The organism is Streptomyces sp. SID3343 (genome assembly GCF_009865215.1).
In the GTDB taxonomy this organism is placed as follows: domain Bacteria; phylum Actinomycetota; class Actinomycetes; order Streptomycetales; family Streptomycetaceae; genus Embleya.
Genome location: NZ_WWJX01001556.1, coordinates 45,656 through 64,798, shown reverse-complemented (window position 1 = coordinate 64,798; position 19,143 = coordinate 45,656). Strand labels below are relative to the sequence as shown.

Below are 19,143 nucleotides of genomic sequence, written 5' to 3'. Positions count from 1 at the left end.
GACCTCAACACGATCGGGGCCGACGACCCCGAGCCCGACTGGGACCTGTTCCCGCCGCGCTTGCACTCGCGCCATCGCCTCGTGCTGCCCGACGGCACGTTCGGCCCCGCCGACCGACGCGCGATCCGCAGCCTCGCCGCAGCCGGATTCGTGGACCCCTTCGCGTACCTGGAGGTCGGTCCCATTCCGACCGTGGGCCATTTCGACCCCCGAGAGCCCGATGAGCACCGCAGCGACCACATCCTCGTGTCGCCGGGACTTGCCGACCGCATCCTCGACTGCGGTGTCGTCACCACACGCCAGGCGAAGCGTGCCTCTGACCACCTCCCGGTCTGGATCCGGGTTGCCCACCGGGCGTTGGCGACACCCAAGAGCGTGAACCCGTGACACCGGCCCACGACCGACCGACGCCCTTCGGCTCCGACGGCTTGCGGCGCCTGCCGTTGCGATACGGGATCGACGCGGGCACGGCGAGCGATGCCCGCCTGTGGGACTGGCTGTTGGGCGGATTCGCCAACTACGCCGCGGATCGCCGAGCCGGGGAGCGGCTCCTCGAACTTGCTCCCAGCGCCGCAGTGATCGCCCGCCACAACAGCGACTTCGGCGCCCGCGCCGCCCGCGTCCTGGTCGCCGGGCACGGCATTACCCAACTCCTCGACCTCGGAAGCGGGTTGCCGAACCCGACCGCCGACGTGAACGCGATCGCCCGCGCCATCGACCCCAGCGTTCGCCTGCTGCTTGTGGATCGAGATCCCCTCGCCTATGCCCACACCCGCAGCCTCCACGACGACGACCACACCCGAGCACTCCACGCCGACTTGGTCGACATCGACTCGATCCTCGACCACCCCCTGATCGTCCCCGGCGCACCCACTGGTGTCCTGCTCACCGCCGCACTGCACGGCCTGCCCGACGACACCGCCGTCACCCGACTCCTGCAACGTCTGCGCGAACGACTCGTCCCCGGAAGCCTCCTCGTCGTCAGTCACCTCGTCGCCGACGACGTTCACCACCGCACCGCCGTCACCGACCACATGAACACCAGCACCGCCGGCCAATGGGGACGCATACGCACCCGCGCCGAACTCGACCACCTCCTCGCCACATTCGAGCCTCTCGATCCCGGACTCGTCGACGTGTCCCACTGGCGCCCCGACCCCGACCGCGGAGTACTTCAGACGACCCGGGAATGGGCGATGTACGGAGGCGTCGCACACCTCCACCATCCCTGCGCCCACTGAGCAAAGCCCCCGGCGTCGGCGGCGAACGGGCAACGCGAAGCCGCCCATCGCCGACACCGCGCGCAGGCCGACCCTGGAGACACCGCATGACCCATGACACCCCGGCCCCGTCGACCGACCCGGCCTCGTCCCGCGTCGCCCACCGTGCCATCGACGCGGACACCGCCACAGACGCGCGCATCCACAACCGTCTGCTCGACGGCCGGGACCACTATGACTGCGACAAGGACGCGTGCCTGGCCCTGCTGCGCATCGCCCCTCGCGCGTGGACCGTGGTACGCGCCGCCCGAGCGTTCACCGAACGCGCCGTTCGCAAGCTCGCCGAAGAGTTCGGCGTGCGCCAGTTCGTCGACCTCGGATGCGGTCTGCCAGCCGCGCGCAACGTCCACCAGATCGCCCAGAGTGCCCATCCTCACGCACGAGTCGTCTACGTAGATCGGGACCCGAGCGCCATCGGCGCGGGCAATATGGTCCTGGATCAGAACGACGACATCGCCGTCGTTGATGCCGACATCACCGACCACTCCCTCCTGGACCACCCCGACATCACCCGACTCATCGACCCGGCCCGGCCCACCGCCGTACTGCTCGCCAACGTCCTGCAATGCGTTCCCGACAGCGCCGACCCCGCCGAGTTGATCGGCCGCATCACGCGCTGGCAGGCCCCGGGCAGCTACCTCGCCGTGAGCCACCTCGTCAGCGACGACAAGACGATGCGCAACGTGATCACCGAAACCATGCTCGCCGCCACCCGCGGCAACTGGGGTCGCATCCGCGAACGACACGACATCCATCGGCTCCTCGCGGGATTGCCCCTCGTCCAACCCGGACTCATCGAGGTGTCCTCGTGGTACCCCGACGTCCACCCCGGCCCTCGCCGACGCGCGTCCGGACTGTTCACGTACGGCGGGATTGCCCGGGTCGGTATCCCGGGTCCCTAACGTATGCCGCGTTCCGGTCGGATGATGAGCCCTCGGCGGCCTTCGTTTCCGCCTCCGCATGCACGGCTCACAGTCCGTTGGCATGTGATTCTCGTCATTCACCAATTTGATGGACGCGATGATGGCGATTCGTGCAGTCTGTGCCTCCGACGAGGGAGGTGCGACGGAGTGGGCGAGAAGCCTGATGTGCCGACTATGACGCTGGCCGCGAAGCTTGACCGACTGTTCGCCAGCGTGCGCAGACCCGACGGAGGCGCGTACAGCAACGGCGAGGTCGCGCGAGGGATCAAGGAGCAGGCGGGCCCCGAGGGGGCGACGGTCTCCGCGAGCCTGGTGCAGCAGCTTCGGACGGGGGTGCAGACGAACCCGACGTTGAAGACCATCGACGCGCTCGCGCGGTTCTTCAACGTCGAACCCGTCTACTTCTTCGACGATGCGGCGGCCGAGCGCATCGCCGCGGAGCGGGACGCGTGGTCGCGGATGCGGGAGAACGACGTCCACAGGTTGGTCTTTCGCGCCGACGGCCTGTCGGCGGACAGCCTGCGGATGGTGAGCGCCGTGATCGAGCAGGCGCGGCGCCTCGAAGGACTCAAGACCGGCTCCCGGGCCGTTCGCGTCCCGGGAGCCGTCGAACGTGATTGAGATCTGCACCCGCAGCAACAGCGGCGACGGGCGGCCTCCGTCGTCGTGGGTACAACGGAGGATTGCGCGCATGGACCTCAAACGCCTGCGGGAAGCCTCCCGCAAGCGGCTGGAACGCCTGGACATCGTCATCCCTGACCCGTTCGACGCGCAGTTGCTGTGCGAGAACATCTCGCGGTCCCGGGGGCGGGAGCTGCGGTTGCTCCCGCTACCGGAAGGCATGCCGGCGGGGATGCCGTGTGGGATGTGGGCGGCCACCGAGACGGCGGACTGGGTCTGGTACGACGCTTCGACCAGTCCGGCGCACCAACGGCAGATCGTCGCGCACGAGCTGGCGCACATCCTGTGCGACCACAGCGCCGGGATGGACGCCCTCATGGCGGGGCAGCTCTCACCCGACTTGGATCCGTCCACGATCCGGCGCATCATCGGGCGCACCTCGTACAACGACTTCCAGGAGCTGGAGGCCGAGACGCTCGCGACTTTGCTCACGATCCCGGCTCCCCCGCCCGGGCCGGAGCTGTCGGGCCGAGTCCTGTCGCGGCTGCACGCGGATCTGACCCAACCGGCGCGACGCTCCCGCAGGCGCTCATGATCCACGTACTTGAACTGGTTGTCGTGCTGCTGGCCTGGACCATCGTCGTGTGGCGGCGTCCCACGGTCCGCACCTCGTTCCAGACCCAGCCGCTGTGGGGGGCGTTCGTCGCCCTGGCCGTCTCGCTCACGATCCGCATGCCCCGGGTCGCCGAGGCGATCGAGAACGTCACCGGCGTGGCACAGGTGGGCACCCTGCTCAAGCACGCCACCGGGGTCGTGGCGATGCTCCTGCTCGTCAACTGGATCACCGCCCTGGTCTCTCCCACGGAGGAACCGCCGGCCTTCACCTCGCCCCGGTACATCACGGCCGGCGTGATGATCTGCGCGTTGGTCATCCTGTTCTTCCTCATCCCCGAACGGGACCACGGCGGGGACTACTTCATCACCGACCACGCCGGTGACGCGGTCGCCACCGCGTATCAGCTCGTGTTCGTCGCGAGCGCGACGTTGGCGACCGGAGTGGGCACCCTGCTGGTGGGGCGCGCATCCCGAGTGGCCCCGGCCGGCGGTCTGCGACGATCGTTGGCGACGTTGGCCCTGGGGAACCTGCTGGGCGTGGGCTACTGCGCCCTGCGGGCGACATACCTGCTGGTCACGGCGTCCGGCGGCACCTGGCCCGGGGGTGACGGCGCCTTCGAGACGGCGTCCAAGGTGGTCAAACTGGGCGCCATCACGTTGATCCTCGCCGGGACGTCGTACTCCGTATTCGCCCTCGCCCTGCGCCGATGGAAGCAGTGGGTGGCGATGCGTCGGCTGTACGCGCTGTGGGCCGTGTTGACCGACGCGGTGCCGCACGTGGTCATGCGCGGCGAGAACGAACCCCGCGAGCACAGCCCGGTGGAGTTGACGTATCGGCTGCATCGCCGGGGGATCGAGATCCGCGACGCGGCCCTGACTCTGCGCGATACCGCACCGCCGGGCCTGCACCGGGACGCGGTGCTCGCGGTGGAGCGAGCAGGGGTGCCCGAGGTCGAGCGCGCCGTAGTGGCCGAGGCGTATTGGCTCAAGGAGGTCCTGCGGCTGACCGAACAGGGCCTGTCGGGATCGGGGGATCCCTCGTACACGCCGCATCCGGCGGCGGAGTCGGAGGCGGAGACCGCCTGGCTGGTGCGCGTGGCCCGGGCGTTCGCCTCGCCCACGATGGGTCGGGTCCACGACGCGATCCCGGAGAACGCGACATGAGCACGCTGCACCGGTCCTCGACGTCCACCCGACCGAGGGAGCGATTCGCGCGGGCGGTAACCGAAGCCCTGGCGCCGCAGTACATCGTCATGGGGCTGTTGCTGTTGGTTGGGGCGATCACGAGTGGATGGTCGGGCGTCGGCTGGGCGGTGTGGGCGATCCTGTTCGCGGCCGTGCTGCCCCTGGCACTCGTCAAGGTCGGCATACGGCGCGGCCGATGGGCGGATCGGCACCTGAGCAAGCGGGCGCAACGGATGCGCGTGATGCCCGTGGTCGTTGCCTTGGTGGCTATCGGCCTGGCGTCGATGCTGGTGCTCGGGGCGCCGCACGACATGGTCCTGCTCGTCGTGGTGATGGTGGTGACGCTGTTGGCGCTCACGGCCGTCACCACCGTGTGGAAAATCAGTGTCCACACCACGGTGATGACCGGGGCCGTCACGCAGACCGCGTACGCCCTGGGCCCGTGGTGGGCGTTCGCGGCCGTGCTCGTCCCGCTTGTCGCGTGGTCGCGGGTGGTTCTGCGGGCGCACACGTTTGCGCAGACGGTGGTCGGTGCCGCCGTCGGGTTCGTTCTCGCCGCCGGTTGCTGGATCCTCGGCTGATCCCAGGTTGGCAAGTCGCTCACGCCGCCGGTGGGGCGTCCTCCCGGGCGGGAGGACGCCCCACGGTGTCGGCGGTGGCTTCGCGGATCGCCTCGACGCATGCGCCGGTCCGGGGCCGGCGGAGGGCGGAGGCGATGTCGACGAGTCGTTGCGCCTCCGCGTCGAGGTTCGCCTTCGGCGGGCGCGGTGGCGGCGCCACCACGCGCTGGGGAGTCCGGCCGTTGTGCAAGGCGTCGGCCGTCAGGATCGTCCACGCCGCGACGGTCGCCAGTTCGAGGTCCGGATCCGTGAGCCCGCGTCCTTCCAGGTCCGCCCGCAGGCGTTCGCACAGGTCCGGGTCGGCGTAGCGGCGCAGGGCCAGCATGCCGTCGCGGATCTCGACGACCCGGCGGACCAGGCGCAGATGCGTGGTGCCCAGGCCCAGCGGGTCGGTGCGTGCGTCGGGGGGCGTCGGCAGGACGGTGTCGGGGATCGCGGGGACGACGAGGGTCCACAGGGTGCGCAGCCTGCGCAGCCGCCGACGGGCGATCCAGGTCCGACTGAGAGTGACGAAGCCCGGGATGGAGACTCCCGCGACGATGAGCAGGACGGACACGGCGCCGAAGGGCCAGCTCAGTCGGGTGGTGTTGAAGGCGCCGGGGGCGGTGTGTCCGGTGGCGTAGGCGGTGAGCGCGACCAGGCGCCCGAGTCCGTAGCCGGGGGTCAGGACGAAGGCCGTCGCGAGCAGGCGTGTTCCCCACACGACGGCGGGGTCGCGGGCGAGTCGGCTCTTGTGCCAGAACACCCGGGCCGCGAGCAGTCCGGTGACGGCCAGGTAGAGCGTGAAGACCAGCTCGTGCCGGGCGGCGGCCGGATCGTGGCCCTGGCCGGCGAAGAACTCCGCGTTCGCCGAGTCCGGGACCCGCAGGTAGGTGACGAGAAGGCCGGCCAGGGTCGTCCATCGCAGGACGCTCGTGACACGCAGGAGACGATGCGCGGGCTCATCGGTGGCGCGCAGGAGCAGGGCCCATTCGAGCCAGGCCCCGGTCACCACGACCGCGAGGGAGTGTTTGAGCAGGACCGCGAGGTTCGGCATGCCGGTGCGTTCGCTGATCCAGTCGGACACCGGGTCGAGGCGGATGGTCAGACACAGGGCCAGGGCCAGCAGGCCGACGGGCATCCAGCGCTGCCACAGCGGGCCCGCGAGCTTGGGCGCATGCCACAGCGCCGCCGCCCAGATCACCACGATCGGGAGGACGTCGAGAACGGTCACCAGCGGCCCTTGCCGCCGCGGTAGTGGTGCCCGAGCATCGTCGCGAAGCGGTCCAGGAACGGATCGCCCGTCGGAGGCGGGGGCAGACGCGGGGACGTGGCACGCGCGTAGATCATCGAGGCGAGCATCTCCGCCTCGCGCTCCTGGGCGGGAGCGAAGCCGTGACGCCCGCGCAACCCGGAGGTCTCCACGTCCGGCGTGAACGCGTCCGCTCAGATCGGGATCCGTGGCCGCCGCGATCCCTATGTCGCGCCCACGCAGCTCCTCCACGGTGCGGCGGAAGACGTCCAGGTCGAAGGGCCGAGGTATCGCGATCCCCTCCAGCCGCCGCTCGCAGGCAGCGAGCAGTCGTCGCAAGTCGTCCACGTGTGGGTCCTCAAGGCTCCGACGATCGGGAGCGCGAACCCCCGCTCGCAGCGAAGCCGACGACCCGCGCGACTCCCACGCGAATGCTAGGACACGATTTCGGCTGATTAAGAATCAGATCCGACATATGTGATCAGCGGCACTCGGGTCGCGCGTCTCGGCTTCATGCGGAGGGGGCGTGGTCACCCGTGCCGACGTCCGAGCCCCGATTCGAGTGCATGACGACGGAGCCGTTCCCTGTGGGTCGGTTCGTGGTCCGTGGTCGGTCGGCAACGGCGCGTCCGGTCTCGGTCGTCCCACGCGGGATGCGGAAGCGTCCTTCGAGTCCGGGTCGGCGCTCGCCGTGTCGCGGCCTGGCAATGCACGAGAACTACTCGACGGGTCCCGGGTCCTCGGCGGGCTGGGGCAGGCCCTCCAGTAGTCGCACGCGGTCGAGCATTGCGGTGACGGCGGCCTGACTTTCCGGCGAGAGACCGTTCGCGCGCAGGGCGATCGAACGCACCCCGGCGTCGCGCACGGCCGTGAGCATCGCGAGCTGGGCGTCGGTGCGCTCGGCCACCGCGTCGTCGTAGAAGTACGTGACGGATACGCCGAAGAACTTGGCCACGGCGTTGAGGCGGCTGTGTGTGGGGTCGTCCCTGCGTCCGGTGCGCAGTTGCCACATGTACGTGGCGCCCATCACCGTCTCGCCGGCCATCTCGTTGATCAACTCCACTGCCTCGGGCGTGGAGTACGGGCCGCGGTCGCGCGGATGCACGGTCGCGAACAGGTGCTCCAGGCGCCGGGCGAGCATGCCCGGTTCGGGCACCGCTTCGTCCACCTCGCCGGTCATGGCGTCACCTCCCTGTCGTGTCCCATGGCCCCCACTGTGCACGACCTACCAATCCGGAGGCAAGTCGAGGTTGTGTAGATCACCTCTTCGCGGTGGCTGGTTTTCATGATCTACTACGGACAGCCCACGGCGAAGCGACGGGGAGTCACCCGACGTGGCTTCACATTGTCGTGACCCGGTGACCCGGTGTTGCGAACGAGGGTGGACTTGGTTCCGGACGGGTGCCATGGTGTCCGTCCGAAGCCGCCCTGCGGCCCACCCGAGGAGCGCGCGATCCCATGACCTAGCTCACCAGCACCGCCGCTACGGGGTGGTGAGAGCGCAACGGCGCCCGGGGGCGGTAACCCCCGGACGCCGGGCTCGAACCCCACGAAGAGGCTCGGATATTCCATAACCGAAGCGACCGGCCCACCTGTCCAGGGAAGCGCCGGTCACTTCACCTACGATTCGGGGATTCTCGCATGACCGACATCGTGCGTACAGACCTGCCCGCGCCCGGCGCCGCCGGGCACGTCCACGTCACGCCGCCAAACCCCTGCTCCCATCACTGCGTGTGCGACCGTGCGGTCGACCACGATCTCGCCTGGTTGATCGGCGACCTGGCCGGCGACCTGGCCTTCGTCCGCACCGCCCTCGGCCCGACCGGGACCCTGACCGCGCGCCTGCTCGACGAGCGCGGCGTCCTCCTGGACCTGCCGGTTCACCTCGGGGCCATCGTCGCCTGGCGTCTGCAGCGCGCCTTCCCCGGGATCGCCTGGGACCTGCCCCACGACTTCCACCCCGCGACCGCGCGTCTGACCGCCGCGACGGCGAGGGGATGCTGAGTGCCGAGGATCCGCTGCACCAAGCCCGAGTTCTACGACTCCGAGACGCTGGCGATGGTGACCCTGTCGGCCGAGCGCACCTTCGGCGGACTGTGGCCGTTCTCCGACGACTTCGGCCGCATCCGCGACCACCCCAAGTACATCCGCGCCAAGATCTGGTGCATGCGCGTCGACGAGCACTCCGAGGAAGACGTCGCCGACGACCTGCGCCAACTCGCCGCCGTCGGGGTCATCTGCCGATACGTGGGCTGCGACGGCAAGACCTACTTGCACACGGTCAACTGGAAGGAACACCAGCGGATCGACAAGCCGGGCGCGCCCCACTGGCCTTCGTGCCCCGTGCACCAGCCGACCCAGCCGTGCTCCAAGTGCAAGGGTCCGTGCACCGGTGACTCCGGGTCTGCCCCGACGCCTCCCGAAGCCCTCCCGAAGCCTTCCCGAAAGGCTCCGGACGCGGCGAGGACGCCGCCGGCGGTCGTCGCGACGACCGCCGGGGCCGTCCCCGCCGCCACCGCGCACCCCGCCGCTGTCGACGTGCCCGTATCCGACGCCTCGACGGCCGAGGGTGTCGAACCCGCAGGTCAAACGCCTTTCTCGGAACAGTCCGCGAACCCTCCCGGAACGTTCTCTGAAGGCTCAACGCCTGGACCTAGGACCGTAGGACCTAGGACCTCTCCCTCCGGGGGGCGCAGCGCGCCCGCACCGACCGCTGCCGAACACCTCGGCCACAACCCGCCGGTGACCACGGACGCGACCACGACGGACGCCCCGACGGCGCGCGAGCTGATCGCCGAACACGTCGGCGCCTGCCGAACGCGCCCGCCCAAGGACGTCCTGGGTCACACCGCCAAGCTGGTCGCCCGACTGCTGGACGAGGGCATCGCCCCCGACGCCGTCCGCGCCGGCCTGGAGGGGCTGCGTGCCAAGGCGCTGCACCCCAGCACCCTGCCGAGCCTGGTCAACGAGGCCCTCAACCCGCCCGCCCCCATGGCAGGCCGACCGGGCGTGACCGGCTACAGGCCCTGGACCAACCCGGCCCCCGCCGACACGGGCCTGGTCGGCGCCGGCGCGGGTTCGTGGGGGTCGCTGTGACCGAGCCCCAGCGGATCGGCCGCTTCGAACGCCGCATGGCCGAGATCCTCGCCGCGCGCGGCATCGACCCCACCATCGAGGTCCGCCTCGAACCCGACGACCCCCGAGGCGAGGCCCTGCGTCTGGCCGGCGAGCGCATCCCGCCGCTCTTCCGCGACGCCCAGCCGTGGCACCCCGACGTCCTGTCCTGGGTCGACGAGGTCCTGCGCGCCGCCGACCGGGGCATCACCGGCATGCGCAGGATCACCACCGGACCGACCCTGCTCATCGGCGGGACCACCGGAACCGGCAAGACCCACAACGCCTTCGGCGCCCTGCGCCGCCTCATCGCCTCGGGCTGCGCGACCCGCTGGACCGCGTACAACCAGCCCGACCTGCATGCCCACCTGCGCCCGCGCAAGGACGCCGACAACGAGCGCGAATTCCTGGCCGTCGCCAACAGTCCGCTGCTCATCCTCGACGACCTGGGCGCGGCCAAGCCGTCCGAATGGACGGAGGAGCTGATCTACCGGCTGATCAATCGCCGGTACGAGCACATGCTCCCGACGCTGATCACGACGAACCTGCGCTTCGACCACCTCGGCGACTACCTCGGCGATCGCATCGCGTCCCGCCTGATCGAGATGGCCACCGAAGTGCACCTCACCGGCGAGGACCTGCGCCGCGCCATCCGCGCGCAACGCGAACTCGACCGCGCGCACGCCCGCGACGCCGCCTGAACACCCGGCACCCGCCTCGCCTTTCCACGACCCGCACGAACCCCGCCGAGCCCCGGCCTGCCACACCCGGGCTCGGCGGGGGAATGGAGCATCGCCATGAGCGCCACCACCCCGCCCACGCCCGAACCGCTCTTTCGCACCCTGGGTGACCAGAGTTGGAAGGACACCGGGTCCTGCCGCCGCCACACCGACCCCGACCTGTGGTTCCCCGAAGGCGAAGGCACAGAGTTCACCGACCGGATCAACCGCGCCAAGGCCATCTGCCACTGGTGCCCGGTCCGCTCGACCTGCCTGGACGCCTCCCTCGAAGAGGGCGACCGCTGGGGCATACGCGGCGGCGTCACCGAAAAGGAACGCAAGCCGCTTCGGCGCAACAGGTACCGCCGCCTGGACCCAGCCCGCGTCGCCGCAGCCCTCACCGGGCGCCGCATCCACCTGACGATGCCCGAACAACGCGCCGTCGCCCTGCAGGCCACCATCGCCCGGATCCCCGTGGCACGCATCGCCCTGCTCCTGGACTGCGAACCCGAACGAGTGCTGCGCCTGCTCCGCGAGACCCGCAGCAAGCCCCGCCGCAAGACCCGCCCGCCGATCGTCGTCCCCCGCACCGAGGCCGCGTGAACACCGCCCCCGCGACACCCCACCGGGCAACCGGATGGGACCGCGCGGCCATCGCCCTGCTCGGCGCCGCCGGCTTCGCCCTGTCCTACGACGCCCTGCGACAGATGGCCCAGGCCGTCCACGTACGCGGACCCCTCACCCTCCTCTTCCCGCTGCTCATCGACGGGTTCATCGCCTACGGCATCCGCGCGCTCCTGGTCCTGCGCACCGCACCCCTGGCCGCCCGGATCTACGCCTGGTCACTGTTCGGCAGCGCCACCGCCGCGAGCATCTGGGCCAACGCCCTGCACGCGGTCCGCCTCAACGAGTGGAGTGACCCGGCGACCGGCGGACTACGGCTGGGGGATGCGACCGTCGGCGTCCTGTCCACGCTCGCGCCGCTGGCCCTGGCCGGCGCCGTCCACCTGTACATCCTCATCGCCCGCGCCACCGGCCCGGACACCGGACAACCGGCCACCGCGACCCTGTCCGAGACCCGCGGACAACCGCTCACGCCGACCGGCGCGACAACGCCAGATCACCAGCCCGAGGGCGAGTGGGACACCCCGCCGCCCGCTCGGACGACCGCCCCCGAAGGTGGTCACCTCGGCGGACAAGCGTCGGCCCCGGGGACATCGACATCGGCGGACGGGGACCGGTCACCGCGCACCGACCCTCGGACAGCGACCCGCAAACTTCACGCCGTCCCCTCCGACCCGGACACCGACCAAGGCCACGACCAGCAAGGACACCCGGCGGACACCCGACCGGCCACCCTGCCCGGTCACCGGCCGACTCCGTCAGGTGACCGACCGGAGACGCCGGCGGAGCAGGGTGACCGGAGGGATCCGGTGACCGAAGAAGACCTCCTGGCGCTGGCCAGGACAGCCGTCGCGGACAGCGGACAGGTGACCCGGGCGGTGGTCGCCGGCGCCATCCGAGGACAGGGGATACCGCTGTCCAACGACCGGCTGACCGTCCTCATGCGCAAGCTGCGATAGCCGCCGGCCGGACACCCCACCCGTCCCACCCGACCGCGAAACCGCCGGCGGGTGTTCCGACCGCCTCGCGAGGCCGGAACACCCGCCGGCTGGACCGAACCCGACTCCAGCCGCAACGGAGGCTCCCCGTGTCCGACAGCCCGACCACCCCCGCCGAGATCGACGCCTGGCTCCTCGCGTTGATCGCATTCGACGTGATCCACGACGCCGCCCAGGGCCCGAACGGCACCTGGATCGTGCGCCGCACCAGCGACGCCCGCCCCGAAGTCCTGCACACCCCCGACAAGGCAGCCGATTTCGTGGCGCGAATGCAGCTCGCCACCCGTCGAACCGCACTCCGGGACGCGGCGTGAACACCTCCCGCGAAGAACCCCCGATAGGCGTTTCCGCAGGTCAAAAGCTTCCCGACGTTGCCGGAGCAAGTTGTCCCCAAAGCAATGCACCCGTCGGGAGCATTGCTTTGGGCAGCCCCGCCCCAGGGGTGGCGGGGTCCCTCCGGCGCCGGGGGGCGCCGGAGGGGGAGGCTGCGACCGAGGGCGGACCGCAGACAGGGGAGAAGCAACACCTCTGCCACGACGCCGACTGCGAACACGCCCCGCAGCCCGAGCCGCGTGTGCGTGATCGCCCGCACAAAGCCCCCCAGCACAAGCGCGCCCACCAAAAGAGCACCCGCCTCGACGACGAAGAACTCGCGCTGATCTGCGCCGCCGCAGCAGCTTGCGGTATGACGCCCGCCGGCTTCCTCGCCCACGCGGCCCTGGCCGCCGCCCGTGACCTGAACGCCACCGCCGCCGTAGTGGCCGGCGAGCGCGAGCTGGTCGCCGAACTCTTCGCCGCCCGCCGCCACCTCGCCCACATCGGCACCAACCTCAACCAGGTCGCCAAGGTCCTCAACTCGGGCGGACCAGCCCCCCACACCGACGCCGTCCTGACCGCCGTGGTCAACGCGGTCGCCCGCCTGGACGCGGTGACCGACCGACTCCTCGACCACCGCGACGCCGCGTGATCCCCCGCATCCACAAACGTGGACCACGCACCATCGGCCTGCTCGCCTACCTCTACGGCCCCGGCAAAGCCGAGGAACACGTCGACCCACACATCGTCGCCTCCTTCGACGGCATGGCCCCCGACCCCGGCCGCGACCCCAGCGACTCCCTCAAACCCCTCGAACGCGTCCTCGACCGACCGCTCCTCGCACTTCCCACCGAGGAGCGACCGAACAAACACGTGTGGCACTGCTCCGTGCGGGCCGCAGCCACCGACCGCGTCCTGACCGACCAGGAATGGGGCGACATCGCCCGCCGCATCGTCGCCGCCACCGGCATCGATCCCGACGGCGACGACGCCGGATGCCGATGGGTCGCCGTGCGCCACGCCGACGACCACATCCACATCATCGCCAACCTCGTCCGCGAGGACGGCCGCCGACCGGACAGCGACTTCGAGGGCAAGCGAGCCCAAGCCGAGGCCCGCCGCATCGAAAAGGACCTGGGCCTGCGCGAACTCGCCGCAGGCGACGGCACCGCCGCCAAGCGCCCCACCAGCCCCGAACGACACAAGGCCAAACGACGCGGCCTCGAATCCACCCCGCGCGAACTGCTCCGCGAAGCCGTCCGCCGCTCCCTCGCCGGCGCCGCCGACGAGACCGAATTCTTCACCCGCCTACGCGGCGAAGGCGTCCGCGTGAACCAACGCCGCGCCCCCTCCGGCGACATCATCGGCTACACCGTCGCCCTACCCGGAGACCACAACGCCGACGGACAACCGATCTGGTACTCGGGATCCAAACTCGCCCCCGACCTCTCCCTGCCCGCCATCCGACGCCGCCTCGACCACGACCCCGAAGACCAATGGATCACCACCGGAACGCACGAACGCCCCCACGGCGGCGGACGTACGGGGCCCACACGCTCGCGCCCGGCGCAGGCCCGGCGCCGGGCCACCGACGCCCTCGACCGGGCCGCGGCCGACTTCGACGAGGACGACGACCCCGGAACGGCCGCCCGCCTGATCGGGGTCGGGGAAGTCCTCGACGCACTCTCCCAGACCGCCTCCGCCGACGTCCGCGCCGAACTACGAGCCGCAGCCCGAGAATTCGAACGCGCCAGCCGCTCCCACATCCGCGCCGGACGAGCCGACCAACGCGCCCTGCGCTCGATCGCCCGCGAAATCGTCTACGCCGGAGGAGCACTCGGCCGAGGCGAGGACGGCGCCGCCACCGCCACCGTCCTGTGCACCCTCGTCCTGATCACCGTCGCCGCCGCACGCTGGCACACAGCCCACGGCCACGCACAACAAGCCGCCGCCGCACACGCCACCGCCCAACACCTGCGCGCCGCCTACCGCAACGCCGCCGCACCACCCATGCGGGCCCTGCACAACGCGGGCCGCGCCCTGCCCGCTGTGGAACGTGACCGCCACCGGGCCACCATCGCCACCGCCCTGCCCGACGCAACCACCGGCCCCGGCGACGACGCGCGATGGGACGCACTGGCCGCCACCCTGGACCAGGCCGAACGTGCCGGACACGACCCGAAGACGCTCCTCACCGAAGCAACGGCCATGCGCGAACTCGACAGCGCCGACAACACCGCCGACGTCCTCATCTGGCGACTGCGCCACATCGCCCACCTACCCGCGCCCGCTCCCCGACGCGCCACCAAGCGCACGTCGGGCCCATCGAAGCCTGCACCGGCACCTGCGGCAGCTCTCGTGCGGCCCGAGACCCCGCAACGCGAACACCGACGTTGACCTGCAACGGAATCTCCCGGATGTGATTCGGAACACCATGGACTTCGGCCCGCTTCACGTCCATGGTGTTCCTTCCCCGACGGAGAGGCTCACCCTTGCAGCGACCCGATCACGAGCCCGAACCCGACACGGACCCCTTCGCCTGGCGGCCCCCCGACCCGGACGCGCCGCCCAACCTCCACCCCATGCCCGACCCCTGCACCTACGACCACGACGAACTCGCACGGTGCACCGAACACCCCGACGAACTGCGCGCACGAGGAATCCCGATCCGCTGCGCCTCCTGCTCCGCGCGCCGCGACTGGCTGGTCATCCTCCACCGCGGCACCGTGTGGATCCGCTGCCGCTGCGCCCACCAATGGCACGAACCCGAGCTGACCGTAGACGAGTTCGACGAACTGGGCGCAGGCCCCCCGGACCGGTACTGGCCCTCCTTCGACGAGGCCGTCGCGTCCATGGGCTTTGACGGCACCTTGCGCGGAACGTACTTCTAGCCGTTGACCGGTGGCGCGTCAGCGCATCACGGGTCGGTTCCACCTCGTTGGTGGACGTGTCTGCCCCGAGCGCAGCGATCACCGTTCCCCCGATGGCCGCGGTGTCGCCGTTCCATAGGTTCCGACGGAGTGTGCCCCGGTCTCCACGACAACATCGCCCACGCCGACGAGCGCAACGATCGACACGAACGATCGACGTTGGATGGAACGGATGAGGGTCGCCACCCGAACCGGTGGCGACCCTCATCCGTTGTTTCCCGCCCGGCTTCCCGACATTGGACACGGCGGCGGCTGCCACGTAGCCCAAAAGGGGGGCGTCGCCCACAGGCTGTCCGGGCAGACCTTCCGTATGAGCAGCCCGCATGCCGGCGATCGCCCTGTCCTTCTTCCCTCCAGCTTCGCCTGGAACACCGACGCCCGATTGGTCGGCGAGGTCCTGGAGACCGTGGGGTCGGCTGCCTCGTGCACCCTCGACGACACCCGCTATCTGCAGCCGGCCCTGACCTGGAAGATCGCCGCCGAGTTGGTCGGCGACTGCGCCACCACGGACTACCACGCCGAGCACGTGCGGGCCCTTGCCCTGCCCGTCTACGCCCTGAACGCGGTGTGGGCCTGCCACGCGGCACTGGTTCAAGCCACCGCCGACGGCGACGACGGCGGCGCGTGCTTGGTCAGCCTGCTGTCGGACTACCCCGACCCCATCCACAGCATTGATCTGCGCAGTCTGATCGACGCTCTGGAGAGAGTCCTCGCGGTGCTCAGTCTCGATCTGCCCGCCGTCCGCAAGCTGGTAATCCACCTCGTGCTGAACGCGGAAGTCGGCCCGGAAGCGCGTGCGGCGTGCGACGACGTCCTGGCGGCATGGCGCCGGGCCGGCGTCGCGTGCTGACAAGCGCGTCGGGCCTGGGTCCCCGCAGACCAGGCACCTGCTGTCGAGGATCGTGTCGTGCTGGCGCACGGCCGGGGCAAGCCGCGCGTGTACCTCGCGGATGACCGTGCCGGCGTATGACTTGCGCTCGATCTCGACGAGGAACCCGTCGAGATCAGGGAGAACCTCGGGCCTGCGGCGAGCCACCCCGAGCGGAAGCAGGCCGCTGAGCACGACCACCATCTCGTCTTTGCCGGATCCGGCCGTGTGCCAGGCGACGCCGGCGTCGTGTCCCGGCAATGCGGTGGGCGCCAAAGGTCGGGACTCGTCAACACGTCGACGCGGTATGGCGGGATCAGCGGAGTCGTCCGAGGGGACCTCGACCGCAGGGATCCCGGAGAGTGTCATGACGCCGAGCCACTCGGGTTCTTGGTACTGCTGTGAGATGAGCAGCCCCATGTGGCCGAGGAAGCCCGACAGCGTGTGGAGGACGATGGCCTCATGTCCATGGAGCGTCGGCTGCCGCCGTCGTTCGGATCGCGATCAAGGGGTTCTTCGCCCTGGTGACATCCCGGGCGACCCGAACGGCGAGAGCCGCACACGCCGTTCGCGTGTGCGGCTCGGGCCTTGCGCGCAGTCAGGCTGGGGACACCGGTGAAGCGATGGCGCGGTGCGGTGTCGTGCTGCGATCCGTGGCGTGCAGCCGATCGGCCAGCTGATCAACACCTCCCACACAACGGGGGAAGCTCAAGCAGACTCGTGGTCCATTGGTGGGCGTAGGCAATGAACAGGAGATCGTTCTCGGCCCTGTCCAACGCGTCGGAATCATCGTGCAGGCAGGCGACGGTGGTCGCGACGATGCGCCCGTGCCGGTCGAGGAGGCGAAGGATGGCGTGGCGGTCGCGGGTTTCGGTGCGGACCGACCACGGTCCCGCGCTGCCGCCGAGGGCGCGGGTGCGGATCAGGTCGTATTCGTCGGGTGTGAGCAGCGCCGGTCCTTTCGGGGGATGACGGGGTATCGCCGGGAGTTCGGATGCCGGACCCGCCGTGATGTGAGGGGTGTCAGAACTCGTCGGGCCGGTCGCGTGCGGTCAGGAGGGCGGCGACGAAGCCGGCGACGACCTCGGCGGGCACTGCGGCGCCGAAGACCTGTTCCCAGCCGGGCCTGTCGGCGGTGCCCTCGACGGTGATGTGCCACAGGTCGCCGAGGCGGGTGTGAGGAGATTCCGGGAGGTAGCCGACGTAGGCACGGCCGTCGGGGGAACCGGCGTGTACGTCGGCGCGGTGGTCGAGGACGATCGACCAGCCGTCCGCGACCAGGAGGTCGAGCACGGGGTAGGGGGTGCCCGCTCCCTTGATCCATCGGTCGCCCTCCATGTGGACGAGATCCGGGTGCGGGGCGGTCGTCGGGACATGGCGGGTGGGGGCGGGAAGGAGGGTCAGGTGCACGGGTGAGCCCTTCGACGTCGGGTGTGGTCGGCTGCCGGTCGGTCAGACGGACTCGGTGCGCCGCCGCGTGGTGAGCAGGGCGGTGACGAACGCGTGGACCAGCTCGCTCGGAGTGGAGTCGTCGAAGGTCTGGGTCCAGTCGTCGCCTCGGTGGTCGTCGACGGCGACCTCCCACAGTGGTCCGCGCGCACCGCCGGGGTGTTCGGGGGTGAACCGCACGAACGCGCAGGCGTCAGGCGAGGACGTGTAGACGTTGGCCGAGCGGTCCTCGGCGACGCCCCAACCGGCGTCACGCAAGGTGGCCAGGACGTGGTGGGGCGCGCCGGGGTCGGTGAGCCACGCCCGACCGTCGTCGGTCGAGGCCGCGAGAGGCGGGGTGCGGGGGTGCGGGCCGGTCGAGGCGGCATCGGCAAGGGCGTCACGGGTGTGGTGGGACGGGTTGTCGAGCATACGGAACCCCTTCGCTGACCTGCGGTTTCGTCGGCGGTTTTGCCGACGTCCGTACGTTGGCATCGGTCGGCGGGGTGTATCCAGTCATGTGTGTCTGCCGTGGGCGAACTGGCCGATTGACAGGGCTCACCCGGTATCGGGACTGCCCCACCCGGAGCGAATTCCCGGGCAGGGCAGCGTGGTGATGGGCACTCAGATGTGACGCGATGTCACCGTCGGTGTCGCGGCGTGGAGTTGCCGACGGTGGGGCTCGTGTGGGGTGTCGCTGGGCCGTGTGAGGGCGGGGAGGTCTGGGTCGGTGCGGTGGTGCGGCTGATCGCGGCGGCGGCCCGTGTGGGCGGTCCCGCGTCGCGGGCGAGGCGGGCGTGGACTTGTTCGCCGAGGGGGGTCAGGCGTAGTTCCCGGCCCTCGTTCGCGGTGGTGTCGGCGGCGACGAGCCCGTGGTCGCGCAGGATCATGTAGGTGGGGGCCGACACGCGTGGACGGCCGGGGTTGTTCTTGATGCTGGTCCGGTGGTCGCGCAGGACGATGCCGCCGTCGGCGATGGCGTCCAGGGCACGAACCTGGGCGGAAGTGAGGTTGCCGGCACGGATAGGGGCGGTCGTGCGTTCGGCGGGGGCCGCTCGGGCGCTCTCGCGGGCTCCCGGCCGCCAGGGGGTCCGGAATCGGAAAGGCACGGGGCTGTGCGGCAGGTAGCGTTCGGCGACCTCGCGGGCGTAGGCGACCAGGTGGGCCGCCGAATGGTTGCTGGGAACGGGCTCGACGTAGCTGTATCCAGCCGGAACGAAGCCCTCGCCCAAGGCGACGCCCGGGGTGATCGCCACCGCGGGGCCCGTCTCGCGCCGCAGGATGGCGACGTCGATCAGCGGCGTTCCGGCGCCGTCGGTGAGTGAGGGATCCCTGCGTGCGGCGTGGGCGCGGATCTGGTCGATGTCGGTGGGGATGACGGCGAGGCGGTCCAGCGCGAGATGTCCGCCGAATCGGCCGTCCGTCGTGTAGGTCGACGCCAGGACGCCGTTGAAGCCGTGGTTGGAGAAGTCCCGGATGCGCACGCGGTCGCCCGGCTGTGCGTGCCGACGGTCGAAGACCGTTCGTTCGCTACCTGCGAGGACCACGGCGTCCATGTTCCCGAAGTAGTGGTTGAGGCACGCGTGCAGGGAACCCTCGCGACGTCCGTCTCGCCGCACGTATTCCAGGTCCCGGTAGTCGGTGTTGTACGGCCTGAGGATGAACACGGTGC

The 19,143-nt window shown here is 70.6% G+C and carries 22 protein-coding genes and 1 pseudogene; 17 read left to right on the top strand and 6 right to left on the bottom strand.

All coding sequences use genetic code 11. From position 1 onward, the window contains the following. From GT354_RS49880 to GT354_RS49850, 7 genes and pseudogenes are all read left to right on the top strand, one after another. A pseudogene (locus GT354_RS49880) lies at positions 1-387 on the top strand (hypothetical protein); the annotation flags it as partial. Next, the gene (locus GT354_RS49875) at positions 384-1,241 is read left to right on the top strand and encodes an SAM-dependent methyltransferase (RefSeq protein ID WP_161360339.1); all 858 of its coding nucleotides are present in this window, start codon (positions 384-386) and stop codon (positions 1,239-1,241) included. The pseudogene GT354_RS49880 and the gene GT354_RS49875, both read left to right, overlap by 4 nt. Before the next feature lie 86 nt (positions 1,242-1,327). Further along, positions 1,328-2,182 carry an SAM-dependent methyltransferase gene (locus GT354_RS49870; RefSeq protein WP_161360340.1) on the top strand — a complete coding sequence of 285 codons (855 nt, stop codon included), beginning with the start codon at positions 1,328-1,330 and terminating at the stop codon, positions 2,180-2,182. Between the two features lie 195 nt (positions 2,183-2,377). After that, complete coding sequence (locus tag GT354_RS49865; protein ID WP_161360341.1) at positions 2,378-2,824, top strand: Secondary metabolite protein; 447 nt, start codon at positions 2,378-2,380, stop codon at positions 2,822-2,824. Between the two features lie 70 nt (positions 2,825-2,894). Further along, positions 2,895-3,419: an ImmA/IrrE family metallo-endopeptidase gene (locus GT354_RS49860; RefSeq protein ID WP_161360342.1), complete on the top strand. Its 525-nt coding sequence runs from the start codon at positions 2,895-2,897 to the stop codon at positions 3,417-3,419. Next, positions 3,416-4,603 (top strand): MAB_1171c family putative transporter, encoded by a 1,188-nt coding sequence (locus tag GT354_RS49855; RefSeq protein WP_161360343.1) that lies wholly within the window; start codon positions 3,416-3,418, stop codon positions 4,601-4,603. The genes GT354_RS49860 and GT354_RS49855 overlap by 4 nt, the downstream gene beginning before the upstream one ends. After that, positions 4,600-5,205 (top strand): phosphatase PAP2 family protein, encoded by a 606-nt coding sequence (locus GT354_RS49850; protein WP_161360344.1) that lies wholly within the window; start codon positions 4,600-4,602, stop codon positions 5,203-5,205. Before GT354_RS49855 ends, GT354_RS49850 begins: the two co-directional genes overlap by 4 nt. Before the next feature lie 19 nt (positions 5,206-5,224). On the opposite strand, the gene GT354_RS49845 is transcribed toward GT354_RS49850, so the two are convergent. The 3 genes from GT354_RS49845 to GT354_RS49835 form a co-directional block, all read right to left on the bottom strand. Continuing rightward, complete coding sequence (locus GT354_RS49845; RefSeq protein WP_161360345.1) at positions 5,225-6,457, bottom strand: MAB_1171c family putative transporter; 1,233 nt, start codon at positions 6,455-6,457, stop codon at positions 5,225-5,227. Next, on the bottom strand, positions 6,454-6,648 hold the full coding sequence (locus GT354_RS49840; protein WP_161360346.1) for a hypothetical protein: 195 nt from the start codon (positions 6,646-6,648) through the stop codon (positions 6,454-6,456). Before GT354_RS49840 ends, GT354_RS49845 begins: the two co-directional genes overlap by 4 nt. Before the next feature lie 545 nt (positions 6,649-7,193). Then, positions 7,194-7,655, bottom strand: coding sequence for a helix-turn-helix domain-containing protein (locus GT354_RS49835; RefSeq protein WP_202512632.1), 462 nt, complete (start codon positions 7,653-7,655; stop codon positions 7,194-7,196). Between the two features lie 461 nt (positions 7,656-8,116). Here GT354_RS49835 and GT354_RS49830 point away from each other — a divergent pair, with 461 nt between their 5' ends. The 10 genes from GT354_RS49830 to GT354_RS49785 all read left to right on the top strand — a co-directional run bounded on the left by GT354_RS49830 (position 8,117) and on the right by GT354_RS49785 (position 16,025). Further along, the gene (locus tag GT354_RS49830; protein ID WP_161360347.1) at positions 8,117-8,479 is read left to right on the top strand and encodes a hypothetical protein; all 363 of its coding nucleotides are present in this window, start codon (positions 8,117-8,119) and stop codon (positions 8,477-8,479) included. Beyond that, positions 8,480-9,571: a hypothetical protein gene (locus tag GT354_RS49825; protein WP_161360348.1), complete on the top strand. Its 1,092-nt coding sequence runs from the start codon at positions 8,480-8,482 to the stop codon at positions 9,569-9,571. It begins immediately after the preceding gene. After that, positions 9,568-10,290, top strand: coding sequence for an ATP-binding protein (locus GT354_RS49820; protein ID WP_346012317.1), 723 nt, complete (start codon positions 9,568-9,570; stop codon positions 10,288-10,290). Before GT354_RS49825 ends, GT354_RS49820 begins: the two co-directional genes overlap by 4 nt. A gap of 96 nt (positions 10,291-10,386) precedes the next feature. Then, complete coding sequence (locus GT354_RS49815) at positions 10,387-10,911, top strand: WhiB family transcriptional regulator (protein WP_161360349.1); 525 nt, start codon at positions 10,387-10,389, stop codon at positions 10,909-10,911. Then, entirely contained in the window at positions 10,908-11,891 is a 984-nt protein-coding gene (locus GT354_RS49810) for a DUF2637 domain-containing protein (RefSeq protein WP_161360350.1), read from the top strand. The genes GT354_RS49815 and GT354_RS49810 overlap by 4 nt, the downstream gene beginning before the upstream one ends. A 128-nt stretch (positions 11,892-12,019) precedes the next feature. After that, a complete protein-coding gene (locus GT354_RS49805; RefSeq protein ID WP_161360351.1) occupies positions 12,020-12,244 on the top strand; it encodes a hypothetical protein in 225 nt (74 codons plus the stop codon). Between the two features lie 260 nt (positions 12,245-12,504). After that, positions 12,505-12,897, top strand: coding sequence for a plasmid mobilization relaxosome protein MobC (gene mobC, locus GT354_RS55445; protein ID WP_346012318.1), 393 nt, complete (start codon positions 12,505-12,507; stop codon positions 12,895-12,897). After that, the gene (locus GT354_RS49795) at positions 12,894-14,642 is read left to right on the top strand and encodes a mobilization protein (RefSeq protein WP_161360352.1); all 1,749 of its coding nucleotides are present in this window, start codon (positions 12,894-12,896) and stop codon (positions 14,640-14,642) included. Before mobC ends, GT354_RS49795 begins: the two co-directional genes overlap by 4 nt. A gap of 185 nt (positions 14,643-14,827) precedes the next feature. Continuing rightward, on the top strand, positions 14,828-15,136 hold the full coding sequence (locus tag GT354_RS49790) for a hypothetical protein (RefSeq protein ID WP_161360353.1): 309 nt from the start codon (positions 14,828-14,830) through the stop codon (positions 15,134-15,136). Between the two features lie 349 nt (positions 15,137-15,485). After that, positions 15,486-16,025 carry a hypothetical protein gene (locus GT354_RS49785; RefSeq protein ID WP_161360354.1) on the top strand — a complete coding sequence of 180 codons (540 nt, stop codon included), beginning with the start codon at positions 15,486-15,488 and terminating at the stop codon, positions 16,023-16,025. A 1,041-nt stretch (positions 16,026-17,066) separates the two neighbouring features. Here GT354_RS49785 and GT354_RS49780 read toward each other — a convergent pair. The 3 genes from GT354_RS49780 to GT354_RS49770 form a co-directional block, all read right to left on the bottom strand. After that, positions 17,067-17,453, bottom strand: a complete 387-nt coding sequence (locus GT354_RS49780) for a DUF317 domain-containing protein (RefSeq protein ID WP_346012319.1) — start codon at positions 17,451-17,453, stop codon at positions 17,067-17,069. Between the two features lie 42 nt (positions 17,454-17,495). Then, complete coding sequence (locus tag GT354_RS49775) at positions 17,496-17,903, bottom strand: DUF317 domain-containing protein (protein ID WP_161360355.1); 408 nt, start codon at positions 17,901-17,903, stop codon at positions 17,496-17,498. 209 nt (positions 17,904-18,112) lie between these two features. Continuing rightward, complete coding sequence (locus tag GT354_RS49770; RefSeq protein WP_161360356.1) at positions 18,113-19,138, bottom strand: hypothetical protein; 1,026 nt, start codon at positions 19,136-19,138, stop codon at positions 18,113-18,115. Positions 19,139-19,143: the final 5 nt, after the last annotated feature.